Raw genomic sequence first — 16264 nt, 5'->3', positions numbered from 1 at the left:
TACCTGGTAAACGAGGCCGAAAACCCGATGTTTCAGCAGCAAAATGACTGGGAAACAAGAGAAAATGCGTTTGCCGCTTTTGCTATGGGGCCGCTGACCGATTTCTGGCGTCAGCGGGAAGAGGCGGAGTTTATCGGCGTGGGTAACATTCCGGTGCGCTTTGTCCGTTTTCGAAATGATTCCAACGATCGGACGATCGTCATTTGTCCTGGCCGCATTGAGAGTTATGTAAAATACGCTGAACTGGCGTATGACCTTTTTCATCTCGGTTTTGATATCTTCATCATCGACCACCGTGGTCAAGGGCGCTCCGGGCGGATGTTATCGGACCCGCATCGGGGTCATGTCGATCATTTTAACGATTATGTTGAGGACTTAGCGGCGTTCTGGCAGCAGGAAATTGAGCCGGGGCCGTGGCGTAAGCGTTATATCCTGGCGCACTCAATGGGGGGCGCGATAGCCACTCTGTTCCTGCAACGCCATCGTGTGCGGTGCGACGCTATTGCGCTCACCGCGCCGATGTTTGGTATTGTGATACGCTTGCCTTCCTTTATGGTGCGCCATATTCTCGACTGGGCCGAAGGGCACCAGCGTATCCGTGAAGATTACGCTATTGGTACCGGTCAGTGGCGGGCGTTGCCGTTTGGGATGAATGCGCTGACCCACAGCCGCCAGCGTTATCAGCGCAACTTACGATTTTATGCCGACGAGCCGCAGCTGCGCGTTGGCGGCCCCACCTGGCATTGGGTACGCGAAGGCATTCTGGCGGGTGAGCAGGTTCTGGCTGGGGCGAGCGATGACACGACGCCTACGCTACTGATTCAGGCGGAAGAAGAGCGGGTAGTGGATAACCGCACCCACGATCGTTTTTGTGAAATTCGCGCCGCGGCGGGATACCCTTGTGAAGGGGGAAAACCGCTGGTTATCAAAGGCGCGTACCATGAGATCCTTTTTGAAAAGGACGCCATGCGCTCAGTTGCGCTTAACGCCATTGTTGAATTTTTCAACAAGCCTAATTTATCCAGCGGAAATCGCTTTGCTTAGAGGTTAAATTTTATTATGTATCAGGTTGTTGCGTCTGATTTAGATGGCACGCTGCTCTCCCCCGACCATACGTTGTCCCCTTATGCCAAAGAGACTCTGAAGCTGTTGACCGCACGCGGCATCCATTTTGTCTTTGCCACTGGTCGTCATCATGTCGATGTAGGGCAAATCCGCGATAATCTTGAAATCAAGTCTTACATGATCACCTCCAACGGCGCGCGAGTGCACGATACCGACGGGAATTTGGTTTTTACGCATAATCTGGACAGCGACATTGCCAGCGACCTGTTCGGGGTGGTGAATGCGAACCCGGACATCGTGACTAACGTTTATCGCGACGACGAATGGTTTATGAATCGTCATCGCCCCGATGAAATGCGTTTTTTCAAAGAGGCGGTATTTAACTATTCGCTGTTTGAGCCTGCGCTGCTGGAGCCGGAGGGCGTCAGCAAAGTGTTTTTCACCAGCGACACTCATGAAAAGTTGTTGCCGCTGGAGCAGGCGATTAACGCGCGCTGGGGCGATCGGGTAAACGTGAGCTTCTCTACGCTAACCTGTCTGGAAGTGATGGCGGGCGGAGTGTCGAAAGGTCATGCGCTGGAAGCGGTCGCTCAGGCGATGGGGTACAGCCTGAAAGAGTGTATCGCCTTTGGCGACGGAATGAACGACGCTGAAATGCTCACGATGGCGGGCAAAGGCTGCATCATGGGCAATGCGCACCAGCGTCTGAAAGACCTGTATCCCGAACTTGAGGTGATCGGCATCAACGCGGATAACGCCGTGCCGCATTACCTGCGCGATCTTTTCTTACGTTGATGTGATTGTTTGTTAGTTGACCAGTTGTCAACTTCACTCTCCGCTACAATGGGTGTTCCCTGTTTTAAGAGACATCCATTGTGGCGCTACTCATCATTACCACTATCCTGTGGGCTTTCTCCTTTAGTCTATTTGGCGAGTATCTTGCCGGGCATGTCGATAGCTATTTCGCGGTGCTGATACGCGTTGGGCTGGCGGCGCTCGTTTTTCTGCCGTTTTTGCGTTCTCGCGGGCACAACCTAAAAACCATCAGCCTGTATATGCTGGTGGGGGCGATGCAGCTTGGCATCATGTATATGTTGAGCTTCCATGCTTACCTCTACCTGACCGTATCCGAACTGTTGCTGTTTACCGTTCTGACGCCGCTCTATATCACGCTGATTTACGATGTGATGAGTCAGCGTCGTTTGCGCTGGGGCTATGCATTTAGCGCGTTGCTGGCGGTGATTGGCGCCGGGATTATTCGCTACGATCGCGTGACCGACCATTTTTGGGTCGGTTTGCTCCTGGTGCAGCTTTCTAATATCAGTTTCGCTATCGGAATGGTGGGGTATAAACGTCTGATGGAGACCCGTCCCATGCCGCAGCACAACGCCTTTGCGTGGTTCTATCTGGGGGCGTTTTTGGTGGCGGCGGTGGCGTGGTCGCTGTTGGGGAACGCGCAAAAGCTGCCGGAAACCACGCTGCAATGGAGCATTCTGGTGTTTCTCGGCGTGGTGGCGTCCGGCATTGGCTACTTTATGTGGAACTATGGCGCTACCCAGGTAGACGCCGGGACGCTGGGTATCATGAATAATATGCATGTTCCCGCAGGACTGCTGGTTAATCTTGCCATCTGGCATCAGCAGCCCCACTGGCCAAGCTTTATTACAGGCGCGGCTGTGATCCTGGCTTCGCTGTGGGTGCATCGAAAATGGGTCGCTCCGCGCTCCGCACAAACGGCAGATGATCGCAGGCGTGATCCCGCGTCGAGCGAATAAACGCCTCGGTCACCGCCTGACGCTGGTCGCCGTCGCGCACGGCGGCATACAGGCGGCTCCACAGACCATCGCCCAGGGTTTTGGTCACCACCAGACCCTGGCGCTCAACGCTTTCCACCACCCAGTGCGGCAGGGCGGCAATACCCATTCTGGCCGCCACCATCTGAATCAGCAGTAGCGTATTATCCACGCTTTTCAGCAGCGGACTGATACCCGCCGGTTGCAGGAAATGTCGCCAGACATCCAGTCGGCTGCGCTGTACCGGGTAAATCAACAGCGTTTCGCTGGCTAAATCTTCCGGCGTAATCTGCGTTTTGCTGGCCAGCGGATGGTCGGGCGCCAGCACCAGTCGGACTTCAAAATCAAACATCGGCGAATAATGCAGCCCGCTGCGCGGCAAAATATCCGACGTCATCACCAAATCCAGCTCGCCTTGTTGCAAGGCCGGTTGCGGATCAAAAGTGACGCCGGATGTGAAATCCATTTCTACCTGCGGCCAGCTTGCACGGAAGTTTTCCAGCGCCGGGGTCAGCCACTGAATACAGCTATGACATTCAATAGCGATGCGCAGACGAGTTTGCTGCGGTTCGTTGCACGCCTGCAGCGCACGGCTGATTTGCGGCAGCACCTGGTTTGCCAGTTGCAGCAGAACTTCCCCCTGCGGCGTAAAGCGCAGCGGCTGGCTTTTACGCACGAACAGGCGGAAGCCAAGGCGTTGTTCCAGATCGCTGAACTGATGAGACAGAGCGGATTGGGTCTGGTGCAGCACCGCCGCCGCGGCAGCCAGCGATCCACTATTCCGCAATGCCTGGAGTGTTTTCAGATGTTTAATTTCGATCATGAAAGTCCTTCACTTCGCCATGAACAAATTGCGCTTGAGGAATATACAGTACCTTTACATTATGGATGTGTAAACATCCAGACGTCTAAAACTCGTCATATTTCGACTTGCAGATGCGTTGGCTTCCTTGCTTACCCCAGTCACTTACTTCAGTAAGCTCCTGGGGATGCGCTGTGTCGCCGCCTTCCTGCAAGCCGAACTATTTAGAGTTTTACTTTCAGATTCAATAAAATAAGAGAGGAAGTAAAATGACAATATTGACTCACACCCTCGGTTTTCCTCGCGTTGGCCTGCGTCGCGAGTTGAAAAAAGCGCAAGAGAGCTACTGGGCGGGGAACTCAACGCGTGAAGCGTTACTGGCGGTGGGGCGCGAACTGCGCGCGCGTCACTGGGAGCAGCAGAAACAAGCGGGTATTGACCTGTTACCGGTAGGCGACTTTGCCTGGTACGACCATGTTCTGACCACCAGCCTGCTGTTAGGCAATGTGCCGGCTCGTCATCAGAACAACGACGGTTCCGTGGACATCGACACTCTGTTCCGCATTGGCCGCGGTCGCGCGCCAACCGGCGAACCGGCGGCGGCAGCGGAAATGACCAAATGGTTTAATACTAACTATCACTACATAGTACCGGAGTTCAGCAAAGGCCAGCAGTTCAGACTCACCTGGACACAGTTGCTGGAGGAAGTGGACGAAGCGCTGGCGCTGGGGCATAAGATCAAACCCGTACTGCTGGGGCCTGTCACGTATCTGTGGCTGGGTAAAGTGAAAGGCGAGCCGTTTGACCGCCTGACGTTGCTGAAAGACATTTTGCCAGTGTATCAGCACGTGCTGGCTGAACTGGCGAAGCGTGGTATTGAGTGGGTCCAAATTGATGAGCCAGCGCTGGTGCTGGAACTGCCGCAGGCGTGGCTGGATGCCTTCAAACCGGCTTACGACGCGCTCGCCGGCCAGGTGAAGCTGTTGCTGACGACCTATTTTGAAGGCGTGACGCCAAACCTGGACACTATTATCGCGCTACCGGTACAGGGGCTACATGTTGACCTCATTCATGGCAAAGATGATGTAGCGGAACTGCATCAACGTCTGCCGGTCGACTGGCTGCTTTCTGCAGGCTTGATTAACGGGCGTAATGTCTGGCGCGCCGATTTGACCGAAAAATATGCGCAGATTAATGCCATTGTGGGCAAACGCGCGCTGTGGGTAGCATCCTCCTGCTCTTTACTGCACAGCCCGATCGATCTCAGCGTTGAAACGCGTCTGGATACGGAAGTAAAAAGCTGGTTTGCCTTTGCGCTGCAAAAATGCGGTGAACTGGCGTTGCTGCGCGATGCGCTGAACAGCGGCGAAACGGCGGCGCTTGAGGAATGGAGCGCACCGATTCAGGCTCGTCGTCACTCCCGCCGCGTACATAATGCCGCGGTAGAAAAACGCCTGGCGGCGATCACTGCGCAGGACAGCCAGCGTGAGAATCCGTATGAGGTGCGCGCTGAAGCGCAACGCGCCCGCTTTAAACTTCCCGCCTGGCCGACGACGACTATCGGTTCGTTTCCGCAAACCACGGAAATTCGCGGTCTGCGTCTGGACTTCAAAAAGGGCAACCTCGACGCGAACCACTACCGCACCGGCATCGCCGAACATATCAAACAGGCTATCATTGAGCAGGAGCGTTTAGGGCTGGATGTGCTGGTACACGGCGAAGCCGAGCGAAACGACATGGTGGAATACTTCGGCGAGCATCTGGACGGCTTCGTCTTTACCCAGAATGGTTGGGTGCAAAGCTATGGCTCCCGCTGTGTGAAACCGCCGGTAGTGATTGGCGATATCAGCCGTCCGGCACCGATTACCGTGGAGTGGGCGAAATATGCCCAGTCGCTGACCGACAAGCCGGTAAAAGGGATGTTGACTGGCCCGGTGACTATTCTTTGCTGGTCATTCCCCCGCGAAGACGTGACCCGCGAAACGATTGCGAAACAGATTGCGCTGGCGCTGCGTGATGAAGTCGCGGATCTGGAGGCGGCGGGGATTGGGATTATTCAGATCGACGAACCGGCGCTGCGCGAAGGTCTACCGCTGCGTCGCAGCGACTGGGACGCCTATCTGGAATGGGGTGTGGAAGCCTTCCGCATCAACGCGGCGGTGGCGAAGGATGAAACCCAGATCCACACCCACATGTGTTACTGCGAGTTCAACGACATTATGGATTCGATCGCCGCGCTGGATGCGGATGTGATCACCATTGAGACCTCCCGCTCGGATATGGAGTTGCTGGAGTCGTTCGAAGCGTTCGACTACCCGAACGAAATCGGGCCGGGCGTGTACGATATTCACTCGCCGAACGTGCCGAGCGTCGAGTGGATTGAAGCCCTGCTGAAGAAGGCGGCACAGCGTATTCCGGCACAACGCCTGTGGGTGAATCCGGACTGCGGTCTGAAAACTCGCGGTTGGCCGGAAACCCGCGCGGCGTTAGCGAACATGGTCAAAGCGGCGCACAATCTGCGTCAGGCGAAATAACCCATCCTGGCCGCTGCGTTTATCCGACAGCAATGCGGCGCTACCTTTTGACGGGTAGCGCCCGTGTCTGACCTGATTAACAGCGCCTCTTTCTTCTCATTTCCCTTTTTCTTATTTTCCGCGCTGTCTTTTTCAGGATCTGGCTATTTGGCGATCTTGATAATAAAAAGGTTCTCCGTATGAATGACAACCAGGCGGATAGCGTCCCCGGAAGCAGCGCGGCGGATTTTATTGCCTCGCAGATCGTTTTTCCTGTCATGATCGCCCAGCGCTCTCATAGCACAAAACGAGGTTTTCCATTCTGTTATGTTCCCTGGCGACGATAAACGTCGCATTGTCTCATGGCGCTGGTGAACCTTATTTTTTAACGGAGATGTCTGACATGGCGGTAGCAGGTTGTCACGTAATGGCCAAACCCGGCGGCGCGATCTGCAATATTGATTGCACATATTGCTTCTATCTTGAAAAAGAGGCGCTGTACCCGGAACGCAATAAAAACTGGCGAATGTCGGACGAGACGCTGGAACAGTTTATACGCCAGCATATTGTCGCGCAGAGTGGTGACCGCATTGACTTTGCCTGGCAGGGCGGCGAACCGACCATGATGGGGCTACCGTTTTTCCGCCGGGTTGTCGCATTATGTGAAAAGTACGGCGATGGGCGAAAAATCACTCATGCGTTGCAGACGAACGGCATCCTGGTGAATGACGAGTGGGCGCGCTTTTTCGCTGAACAGCATTTTCTCATCGGTCTCTCTATCGACGGCCCGGCGTCGTTACACAACCACTATCGGCTTAATCGCGCTGGAAAAGGAACTCATGAACAGGTCGTCGCAGCAATGGCGCGGCTTAAAGCGCACCATGTCGACTTTAATACCTTAACCGTCGTGGGAAAACATAACGTCGGTCATGCAGCAGACGTCTACGAATTTCTTCTGGCGGCGGGATCGCGTTTTATTCAGTTTATCCCGCTGGTAGAGCGAATGAGCACCGATAACTCATCGGTACTTAATCTGGTGATGCCCGGCGAAAGCGCGGCGACGCTGGCGCCATGGACGGTACCGTCGTGGCAATATGGCGAATTTCTCAACCAGATCTTTGATATCTGGGTTCGTCGCGACGTAGACCGCGTCTATGTGCAGATGTTTGACGTGGCGTTAGCCGCCTGGACGGCGCAGCAGCCGGTACTGTGTGTACATTCCGAGACTTGTGGACATGCCTTCGCGTTGGAGTCGAACGGCGCTCTCTACAACTGCGACCACTTTGTCTACCCGGAGCATCTGCTGGGGAATATCCACCAGCACAGCATCAAAGCCTTAAATAATAGCGAGCGGGCTATTGCGTTTGGCGAAGCCAAGCGGGAGACCCTGACCGCCGATTGTCGTCGCTGTGACTACCGCTTTGCGTGTCATGGCGGCTGTCCGAAGCATCGCTTTGCCGTCTCGCCGTCTGGTCATCCTGCGCATAATTACTTGTGTGCGGGCTATAAGCATTTTTTCCAGCACGTTACGCCGTATATGAATGTCTGGCGGGAGCTGCTGGCGCAAGGCTATCCGATGGCATCGATCATGCGCTGGCTGGCGCAGGACGCGCGTAAAGACACAGGAGCCGTCAGTCGTAACCATCTCTGTCCCTGCGGCAGCGGCAAAAAATATAAAAAATGCTGTGGTAAAGCATAGCTAACGTGGCGATGACGCTTTGTTGAGCCTATACCGACTCCGGTCTCGTAGGCCCAACAAACATCGTAATGCGCTGTGGTTAGCCTTTTTTCCCGCCGTACTGAGCGAACCATTCCAGCATTCTTTGCCAGCCGTCTTTCGCCGAGGCTTCGTGGTATCCCGGACGATAATCGGCATTAAACGCGTGCCCTGCATCGGGATAGACCACGATTTCCGCCTTCGCATTAGCGGCGCGTAGCGCCTGACGCATGGTTTCCACGCTCTCCTGTGGAATACTGGTATCCTGCCCGCCGTATAAACCCAGCACCGGCGCGTTAAGATCGGTGGCGATATCAACGGGATGCTTCGGCGAATTGAGTGACGTGTCGCCCACCAGCTTGCCGTACCACGCTACCGCTGCTTTTAACTGTGGGTTGTGCGCGGCGTATAGCCAGGTAATCCGGCCTCCCCAACAAAAACCGGTGATCATCAGCCGATGCGCATCCCCGCCGTTGCGCGAAGCCCAACTGGCGACGTGATCCAGGTCGGCAAGGACTTGCGAATCGGGTACTTTAGCCACCAGCCCGCTCAATAATGTGGGTATATCGGCGAAATCATTGGGGTCGCCTTCGCGGAAATAGAGTTCCGGCGCGATAGCGAGATAGCCTTCCAGCGCCAGTCGTCGGCAAATATCGCGAATGTGTTCATGTACGCCAAAAATTTCCTGTACCACAATGACCACAGGCAATGCGCCGTCGCTCGCTTTTGGTCTGGCGTAATAGGCGGGCATATCGTCGCCCTGAGAGGGGATCGACGTTATCCCCGCGCTAATGGCCCCATCAGGCGTATGAATCATCGTAGGGGCAAGTGGGGAGGCTGCAGGTGCAAAGCCGGATGGATGTGTCGTTGTCATGGTATTCTCCGTACCCTTAAAAAATAGCGCAATCTTAACTATAGACAGTGTGTAACAAACCACATTGCCTTAAAGCGGCTATCTTTTGTGCAATGCCTGGCGATATTGATTATTTATTGTGATGTGCATCACTTTTTAATGGTAAACGAGTGCAATTGTTTTACACCATAGTGATGGCTGTCACGAAAATATCTTTATGCCTTAGGTAAAGTGTCTTTTTGCTTCTTCTGACAAACCCGATTCACAGAGGAGTTTTATATGTCCAAGTCTGATGTTTTTCATCTCGGCCTCACCAAAAACGATTTACAAGGGGCCCAGCTCGCCATCGTCCCTGGCGATCCTGAGCGTGTGGAAAAGATCGCCGCGCTGATGGATAAGCCGGTTAAGCTGGCATCTCACCGCGAATTCACCTCCTGGCGCGCTGAGCTGGATGGCAAAGCAGTTATCGTTTGCTCTACCGGTATCGGCGGCCCGTCTACTTCTATTGCCGTGGAAGAACTGGCGCAACTGGGTATTCGTACCTTCTTGCGTATCGGCACCACGGGGGCTATTCAGCCGCACATCAACGTCGGCGACGTTCTGGTAACGACCGCATCCGTACGTCTGGATGGGGCGAGCCTGCATTTTGCGCCGATGGAATTCCCGGCGGTTGCCGACTTTGCCTGCACCACCGCGCTGGTTGAAGCCGCGAAATCGATTGGCGCCACGACTCACGTTGGCGTAACCGCCTCTTCCGACACTTTCTATCCGGGTCAGGAACGTTACGACACCTATTCTGGCCGCGTTGTTCGTCGCTTCAAAGGTTCTATGGAAGAGTGGCAGGCGATGGGCGTGATGAACTACGAAATGGAATCCGCTACGCTGTTAACCATGTGCGCAAGCCAGGGTTTACGCGCAGGTATGGTGGCGGGCGTTATCGTTAACCGTACCCAACAAGAGATTCCGAATGCGGAAACGATGAAACAAACTGAAAGCCACGCGGTGAAAATCGTCGTGGAAGCGGCCCGTCGTCTGCTGTAATTCTCCTCTCTTTTGCAAAGGCCGACGCGTTCGGCCTTTTCTTTTTGCGTGGCGCCTCGCAGGAAATTCCTTTTAAACTGGACGTTTATACAGCACAATTCTATTTTGTGCAGGACAGTGTGGTTCCAGGAGAGGTGTTGTGGATATTACTCTTATGATAAGCGCCGTCGTGGCGCTGGCGGCTGGGGCGGTGATTGGCTGGCTGGCGACGAAAGCGCACGCCGATCAAATCCGCGCCGATCTTATCGAAGAACGGCGTGAGCTGGATATCGAACTTAGCGCGGCCCGGCAGCAATTAGCGCAAGAAGCGCACTGGCGTAGTGAATGCGAGTTACTTAATAACGAACTGCGTAGCCTGCACAGTATCAATACCTCTCTGGAAGCCGATCTGCGTGAAGTCACGACCCGTCTGGAAGCGACTCAACAACACGCGGAAGACAAAATCCGTCAGATGATCAACAGCGAACAGCGTTTAAGCGAGCAGTTTGAAAATCTGGCGAACCGTATCTTTGAACACAGTAATCGTCGCGTAGACGAACAAAACCGACAAAGCCTGAATAGCCTGCTAACGCCGCTGCGTGAGCAACTGGACGGTTTTCGCCGCCAGGTTCAGGAGAGTTTTGGCAAAGAAGCGCAGGAGCGGCATACGCTGGCGCACGAAATTCGTAATTTGCAGCAGCTTAACGCGCAAATGGCGCAGGAAGCGATCAACCTGACGCGCGCCCTGAAAGGGGACAATAAGGCGCAAGGAAACTGGGGCGAAGTTGTGCTGGCGCGGGTGCTGGAGGCATCCGGACTGCGTGAAGGCTACGAATACGAAACCCAGGTCAGTATTGAGAACGATGCGCGCTCGCGGATGCAGCCGGATGTCATCGTCCGCTTGCCGCAGGGCAAAGATGTGGTCATCGACGCTAAAATGACGTTGGTCGCCTACGAGCGTTACTTTAACGCTGAAGATGACTACACGCGCGAGGCCGCTTTACAAGAGCACATCGCCTCGGTGCGCAATCATATTCGCTTACTGGGGCGTAAAGACTACCAGCAGCTTCCCGGCCTCCGCTCGCTGGACTATGTTCTGATGTTTATCCCCGTAGAACCCGCTTTCCTGCTGGCGTTAGATAAACAGCCCGAACTGATAACCGAGGCGCTAAAAAATAACATTATGCTGGTAAGCCCCACGACGCTGCTGGTGGCGTTACGGACAATCGCCAACCTGTGGCGCTATGAACACCAGAGCCGCAATGCGCAGCACATCGCAGACAGAGCCAGTAAGCTCTACGATAAAATGCGGTTGTTCGTTGATGATATGTCAGCGATCGGTCAGAGTCTGGATAAAGCGCAGGATAACTACCGCCAGGCGATGAAAAAACTTGCGTCGGGGCGTGGCAACGTTTTGGCGCAGGCAGAGGCCTTCCGGGGGCTAGGCGTGGAAATCAAACGCGAGATTAATCCGGATTTAGCGGAACAGGCCGTTACGCAAGATGAAGAATATCGTTTCTGAAGGGCGGCAGGATGAACATTATCCCAATGATGAACGGGTGAAGCAGCAGTTAAGTTAACCCATACGGAGTAGTTTAGTCCTGGCGCAGAGTAGGGCAAATTGGCCCAATCTGTTACACTTCTTGAACATTTTTATCGATAAGCAGGCACTGAGATGGTGGAAGATTCACAAGAAACGACGCACTTTGGCTTTCAGACCGTCGCTAAAGAGCAGAAAGCTGACATGGTGGCCCACGTTTTTCATTCTGTGGCGTCAAAATACGATGTGATGAATGATTTAATGTCATTTGGCATTCATCGTTTGTGGAAGCGCTTCACCATTGATTGCAGTGGCGTGCGTCGTGGACAAACCGTTCTCGATTTAGCGGGCGGTACGGGCGATCTTACCGCGAAATTTTCACGTATGGTCGGGGAAACTGGCAAAGTTATCCTGGCGGATATTAATGATTCTATGCTCAAAATGGGGCGTGAGAAGCTGCGTAATATCGGCGTGATCGGCAACGTAGAGTATGTGCAGGCGAATGCCGAAGCTCTGCCTTTCCCTGATAATACGTTTGATTGCATTACCATTTCGTTTGGTTTGCGCAATGTAACGGAAAAAGAAAAAGCGCTGCGGTCAATGTTCCGTGTGTTGAAACCCGGAGGACGTTTACTGGTGCTTGAATTTTCCAAGCCTATCATTGAGCCGCTGAGTAAAGCGTATGACGCCTATTCTTTCCATATTTTACCGCGTATTGGCTCGATGGTCGCGAACGATGCGGATAGCTATCGGTATCTCGCGGAATCCATCCGTATGCATCCCGATCAGGATACCTTAAAAGCCATGATGCAGGACGCCGGATTTGAGAGCGTGGATTATTACAATCTGACGGCGGGCGTTGTGGCATTGCACCGTGGTTATAAATTCTAGGAGGGTGGAATGCCTTTTAAACCCTTAGTGACCGCAGGAATTGAAGGTCTCCTCAATGCGTTTCTGTATCGTTCGCCAGCGCTGAAATCAGCCAGAACGCGCTTACAGGGAAAAGTACTGTGTGTGAAGCTAAAGGGATTTTCGACGCCATTAGTCCTGGTATTCAGCGAACGCCAGGTTGATGTGCTGGGGGCATGGGAAGGCGAAGCGGACTGTACGGTAATCACTCAAGCTAGCGTTTTGCCAAAACTACGCGATCGTCAGCAGTTGGCCGCGCTTATTCGCAGCGGCGAACTGGAAGTGCAGGGCGATATTCAGGTCGTGCAAAATTTTGTGGCGCTCGCCGATCTCGCCGAATTCGATCCTGCGGAGCTGTTGGCGCCATACACGGGTGATATTGCGGCGGAAAGTATCGGTAAGGTCGTGCGTGGCGGGGCTAAATTCCTGCGCCACGGGTTTCAACGCCAGCAGCGTTATGCCGCTGAAGCGATCACTGAAGAGTGGCGTATGGCGCCTGGCCCGCTGGAAGTCGCATGGTTTGCCGAAGAAACCGCGGCTGTTGAGCGCGCCGTAGATGCTCTGACCACACGGCTGGAAAAACTGGAGGCCAAATGACGCCAGGTGAAGTACGGCGCCTATATTTCATCATCCGCACGTTTTTAAGCTACGGCCTTGATGAACTCATCCCCCGAATGCGTCTTACACTGCCACTCCGATTATGGCGCTATTCGCTGTTCTGGATGCCAAACCGGCATAAAGATAAATTGCTGGGTGAACGATTAAGACTGGCGTTGCAAGAGCTGGGACCGGTCTGGATCAAATTTGGTCAGATGCTCTCCACACGCCGTGACCTGTTCCCGCCGCAAATCGCCGATCAGCTCGCTTTGCTCCAGGATAAAGTCGCGCCATTCGATGGTCGGCTGGCGAAAGCCCAGATTGAAGAGGCGATGGGGGGGCTACCTGTCGAAGCCTGGTTTGACGACTTTGATATCCAGCCTTTAGCGTCGGCGTCAATCGCCCAGGTACATACCGCGCGATTGAAATCAAACGGTAAAGAAGTGGTTATTAAGGTCATTCGCCCGGATATTTTGCCGGTAATTCAGGCAGACCTGAAACTGATTTATCGCCTTGCTCGCTGGGTACCACGCCTGTTGCCGGATGGGCGTCGTCTGCGCCCGACGGAAGTGGTGCGTGAGTATGAGAAAACGCTGATCGATGAGCTGAATCTGCTGCGGGAATCGGCCAACGCGATTCAGTTACGCCGCAATTTTGAAAATAGTCCCATGCTGTATATCCCGGAGGTGTACTCCGATTACTGTAGCCAGAACATGATGGTGATGGAGCGGATATACGGCATTCCGGTTTCGGATGTGGCGGCGCTGGAAAAGAACGGCACCAACATGAAACTGCTGGCGGAACGCGGGGTTAAAGTTTTCTTCACCCAGGTTTTCCGCGACAGCTTTTTCCATGCGGACATGCATCCGGGAAATATTTTTGTCAGCCATGAACACCCTGAAAATCCGCAATATATCGGCATTGACTGCGGTATCGTCGGGTCGCTAAACAAAGAAGATAAGCGCTATCTGGCAGAAAACTTTATCGCGTTTTTTAACCGCGATTACCGAAAGGTGGCGGAGCTGCATGTCGATTCAGGTTGGGTTCCGCCAGATACCAACGTTGAAGATTTTGAGTTTGCCATCCGCACCGTCTGTGAACCTATCTTTGAAAAGCCGCTCGCGGAAATCTCGTTTGGTCATGTGTTGTTAAACCTTTTCAATACAGCGCGTCGATTTAACATGGAAGTCCAGCCGCAACTGGTGTTGTTGCAGAAAACATTATTGTATGTTGAAGGGGTTGGGCGGCAACTTTATCCTCAGCTTGATTTGTGGAAAACGGCGAAGCCGTTTCTTGAGTCCTGGATCAAAGATCAGGTGGGTATTCCGGCTCTCACGCGGGCTCTTAAAGAAAAAGCGCCGTTCTGGGTCGAAAAAATGCCAGAAATACCTGAACTGGTGTACGACAGTTTGCGCCAGGGCAAATATTTACAGCACAGTGTTGATAAGATTGCGCGCGAGTTACAGGTAAACCATGTGCGCCAAAGTCAGTCTCGTTATTTATTGGGAATTGGCGCAACGCTGTTACTGAGCGGGTCATTCTTACTCGTCAACCGCCCTGAATGGGGATTGATGCCTGGCTGGCTCATGGTCGGCGGCGTAGTTGTCTGGCTGGTTGGCTGGCGTAAAACTCGTTGAGATTTTTTTATCGCTCAACGCCGGTTGTGTCACGCAGGTACATATTATCACTCGAGGCAGTACTCAGGCCGCAAGTCAATGTCGTCCCGGTCGTATGTAAAAGTATGTGAATAGGGCGGGCGAAAGCGGTTAACAAAGAGGCAGCGCGAAGGATTATGTGTATAATGCGGCCCTAATAATTCATCATCTATCACAGAGGAACATGTATGGGTGGTATCAGTATTTGGCAGTTGTTGATTGTTGCCGTTATCGTCGTACTGCTGTTCGGCACCAAAAAACTCGGTTCCATCGGTTCCGATCTTGGCGCGTCTATCAAAGGCTTTAAAAAGGCCATGAGCGATGATGATGCCAAACAGGATAAAACCAGTCAGGACGCTGATTTTACCGCTAAATCTATCGCGGATAAGCAAGGCGAAGCGAAAAAGGAAGACGCTAAAAGCCAAGATAAAGAGCAGGTATAATCCGTGTTTGATATCGGTTTTAGCGAACTGCTGTTAGTGTTCGTTATCGGCCTCATTGTGTTGGGGCCGCAACGATTGCCAGTAGCGGTAAAAACGGTAGCGGGCTGGATTCGCGCGTTGCGATCCCTTGCGACAACGGTTCAGAATGAACTGACTCAGGAACTGAAACTTCAGGAGTTCCAGGACAGTCTGAAAAAAGTCGAAAAGGCGAGCCTGGAAAATCTGACTCCCGAACTGAAAGCCTCTATGGATGAACTGCGTCAGGCGGCGGAGTCGATGAAACGCACCTACAGCGCTAACGATCCCGAACAAGCGAGCGATGAAGCGCATACCATCCATAATCCGGTGGTAAAAGGGAACGAAACGCAGCATGAGGGCGTCACCCCTGCCGCCGCTGAAACACAGGCGAGCGCGCCGGAACAAAAGCCGGAGCCCGTTAAAGCTAACGTGCCTGAGTCGACGGAAACCGCTTCCGTAGCCACGATAGACGCCGAGAAGAAATCCGCTGCGCCTGTTGTCGAATCTTCCCCCTCGTCGAGTGATAAACCGTAAACATGGCTGTAGAAGATACTCAACCGCTTATCACGCATCTGATCGAGTTGCGTAAGCGCCTGCTAAACTGCATCGTCGCAGTACTTCTGATTTTTCTGGCGTTAATTTATTTCGCCAATGATATTTATCATTTAGTCGCCGCACCGCTGATTAAACAGATGCCGCAAGGGGCGACAATGATTGCGACGGATGTGGCGTCGCCGTTTTTTACGCCTATCAAACTCACCTTCATGGTGTCTTTGATCTTATCCGCGCCTGTGATTTTGTACCAGGTTTGGGCCTTTATCGCCCCGGCGCTGTATAAGCATGAGCGTCGTCTGGTCGTACCGCTGCTGGTATCCAGCTCGCTGCTTTTCTACATTGGTATGGCCTTCGCCTATTTTGTCGTATTCCCTTTGGCCTTTGGTTTCCTGACGCATACGGCGCCGGAAGGGGTACAGGTTTCGACAGATATCGCCAGCTATCTTAGCTTTGTTATGGCGCTTTTTATGGCCTTTGGCGTAGCCTTTGAAGTGCCGGTGGCGATTGTGTTGCTGTGCTGGATGGGCATCACCACGCCAGAAGATTTGCGTAAAAAACGGCCTTATATCCTGGTCGGGGCATTCATTGTGGGGATGCTGCTTACGCCGCCAGATGTTTTCTCGCAAACGTTGCTGGCGATACCGATGTACTGCCTGTTTGAAATTGGCGTTTTCTGCTCACGCTTTTATGTCGGTAAGCGACGGACGCGCGACGAAGATAACGAGGCCGAAACCGAAAAGGCCGAGCACACTGAAGACTAAACACAACCGCCCGCCAGGGCGGT

The 16264-nt window shown here is 53.4% G+C and carries 14 protein-coding genes and 1 pseudogene; 13 read left to right on the top strand and 2 right to left on the bottom strand.

The window, feature by feature from the left end:
• Positions 1–27: 27 nt before the first annotated feature.
• From pldB to J4645_RS20845, 3 genes are all read left to right on the top strand, one after another.
• Complete coding sequence (gene pldB, locus J4645_RS20855) at positions 28–1044, top strand: lysophospholipase L2 (RefSeq protein ID WP_000487685.1); 1017 nt, start codon at positions 28–30, stop codon at positions 1042–1044.
• A 15-nt stretch (positions 1045–1059) separates the two neighbouring features.
• Entirely contained in the window at positions 1060–1860 is an 801-nt protein-coding gene (yigL, locus tag J4645_RS20850) for a sugar/pyridoxal phosphate phosphatase YigL (protein WP_000285338.1), read from the top strand.
• 80 nt (positions 1861–1940) lie between these two features.
• Positions 1941–2840, top strand: coding sequence for a carboxylate/amino acid/amine transporter (locus J4645_RS20845; protein WP_001196254.1), 900 nt, complete (start codon positions 1941–1943; stop codon positions 2838–2840).
• Here J4645_RS20845 and metR read toward each other — a convergent pair.
• Positions 2728–3681: an HTH-type transcriptional regulator MetR gene (metR, locus tag J4645_RS20840; RefSeq protein WP_000569786.1), complete on the bottom strand. Its 954-nt coding sequence runs from the start codon at positions 3679–3681 to the stop codon at positions 2728–2730. The genes J4645_RS20845 and metR overlap by 113 nt on opposite strands.
• A gap of 248 nt (positions 3682–3929) precedes the next feature.
• Between metR and metE the strand changes: the two genes are divergently transcribed.
• Positions 3930–6194, top strand: coding sequence for a 5-methyltetrahydropteroyltriglutamate--homocysteine S-methyltransferase (gene metE, locus J4645_RS20835; protein ID WP_000154178.1), 2265 nt, complete (start codon positions 3930–3932; stop codon positions 6192–6194).
• Between the two features lie 334 nt (positions 6195–6528).
• The gene (locus J4645_RS20830; RefSeq protein ID WP_072206341.1) at positions 6529–7872 is read left to right on the top strand and encodes an anaerobic sulfatase maturase; all 1344 of its coding nucleotides are present in this window, start codon (positions 6529–6531) and stop codon (positions 7870–7872) included.
• Positions 7873–7951: 79 nt separating this feature from the next.
• Here the strand turns inward: J4645_RS20830 and J4645_RS20825 are convergent, their stop codons facing one another.
• Positions 7952–8764, bottom strand: coding sequence for a dienelactone hydrolase family protein (locus J4645_RS20825; protein WP_000213959.1), 813 nt, complete (start codon positions 8762–8764; stop codon positions 7952–7954).
• A gap of 258 nt (positions 8765–9022) precedes the next feature.
• Between J4645_RS20825 and udp the strand changes: the two genes are divergently transcribed.
• From udp to tatC, 8 genes and pseudogenes are all read left to right on the top strand, one after another.
• Entirely contained in the window at positions 9023–9784 is a 762-nt protein-coding gene (gene udp, locus J4645_RS20820; RefSeq protein ID WP_000045169.1) for a uridine phosphorylase, read from the top strand.
• 139 nt (positions 9785–9923) lie between these two features.
• Positions 9924–11343 (top strand): annotated as a pseudogene (gene rmuC / locus J4645_RS20815) (DNA recombination protein RmuC).
• A 95-nt stretch (positions 11344–11438) separates the two neighbouring features.
• Positions 11439–12194, top strand: coding sequence for a bifunctional demethylmenaquinone methyltransferase/2-methoxy-6-polyprenyl-1,4-benzoquinol methylase UbiE (gene ubiE / locus J4645_RS20810; protein ID WP_000229009.1), 756 nt, complete (start codon positions 11439–11441; stop codon positions 12192–12194).
• 9 nt (positions 12195–12203) lie between these two features.
• On the top strand, positions 12204–12809 hold the full coding sequence (ubiJ, locus tag J4645_RS20805; protein WP_023212417.1) for a ubiquinone biosynthesis protein UbiJ: 606 nt from the start codon (positions 12204–12206) through the stop codon (positions 12807–12809).
• Positions 12806–14446, top strand: a complete 1641-nt coding sequence (ubiB, locus tag J4645_RS20800) for a ubiquinone biosynthesis regulatory protein kinase UbiB (RefSeq protein ID WP_000187559.1) — start codon at positions 12806–12808, stop codon at positions 14444–14446. Before ubiJ ends, ubiB begins: the two co-directional genes overlap by 4 nt.
• A 206-nt stretch (positions 14447–14652) precedes the next feature.
• Positions 14653–14907: a Sec-independent protein translocase subunit TatA gene (tatA, locus tag J4645_RS20795; protein ID WP_000508972.1), complete on the top strand. Its 255-nt coding sequence runs from the start codon at positions 14653–14655 to the stop codon at positions 14905–14907.
• Positions 14908–14910: 3 nt separating this feature from the next.
• Positions 14911–15459, top strand: a complete 549-nt coding sequence (gene tatB, locus J4645_RS20790) for a Sec-independent protein translocase protein TatB (protein ID WP_000459612.1) — start codon at positions 14911–14913, stop codon at positions 15457–15459.
• Between the two features lie 2 nt (positions 15460–15461).
• Positions 15462–16241: a Sec-independent protein translocase subunit TatC gene (gene tatC / locus J4645_RS20785; protein ID WP_000257554.1), complete on the top strand. Its 780-nt coding sequence runs from the start codon at positions 15462–15464 to the stop codon at positions 16239–16241.
• Positions 16242–16264 lie beyond the last annotated feature (23 nt).

Origin of the sequence: Salmonella sp. 32082101201600294FB01SM01 (assembly GCF_017572865.1) — a bacterium.
Classification (GTDB): domain Bacteria; phylum Pseudomonadota; class Gammaproteobacteria; order Enterobacterales; family Enterobacteriaceae; genus Salmonella; species Salmonella enterica.
This window is presented reverse-complemented; position numbering and strand designations above follow the sequence as displayed.

Bases quoted from the DNA above. Each gene is read 5' to 3' on its own strand.
- yigL (WP_000285338.1), top strand. From the start codon at position 1,060: ATGTATCAGGTTGTTGCGTCTGATTTAGATGGCACGCTGCTCTCCCCC.
- metE (WP_000154178.1), top strand. From the start codon at position 3,930: ATGACAATATTGACTCACACCCTCGGTTTTCCTCGCGTTGGCCTGCGT.
- ubiE (WP_000229009.1), top strand. From the start codon at position 11,439: ATGGTGGAAGATTCACAAGAAACGACGCACTTTGGCTTTCAGACCGTC.
- tatC (WP_000257554.1), top strand. From the start codon at position 15,462: ATGGCTGTAGAAGATACTCAACCGCTTATCACGCATCTGATCGAGTTG.
- udp (WP_000045169.1), top strand. From the start codon at position 9,023: ATGTCCAAGTCTGATGTTTTTCATCTCGGCCTCACCAAAAACGATTTA.
- J4645_RS20825 (WP_000213959.1), bottom strand. From the start codon at position 8,764: ATGACAACGACACATCCATCCGGCTTTGCACCTGCAGCCTCCCCACTT.
- ubiB (WP_000187559.1), top strand. From the start codon at position 12,806: ATGACGCCAGGTGAAGTACGGCGCCTATATTTCATCATCCGCACGTTT.
- metR (WP_000569786.1), bottom strand. From the start codon at position 3,681: ATGATCGAAATTAAACATCTGAAAACACTCCAGGCATTGCGGAATAGT.
- ubiJ (WP_023212417.1), top strand. From the start codon at position 12,204: ATGCCTTTTAAACCCTTAGTGACCGCAGGAATTGAAGGTCTCCTCAAT.
- tatA (WP_000508972.1), top strand. From the start codon at position 14,653: ATGGGTGGTATCAGTATTTGGCAGTTGTTGATTGTTGCCGTTATCGTC.
- pldB (WP_000487685.1), top strand. From the start codon at position 28: ATGTTTCAGCAGCAAAATGACTGGGAAACAAGAGAAAATGCGTTTGCC.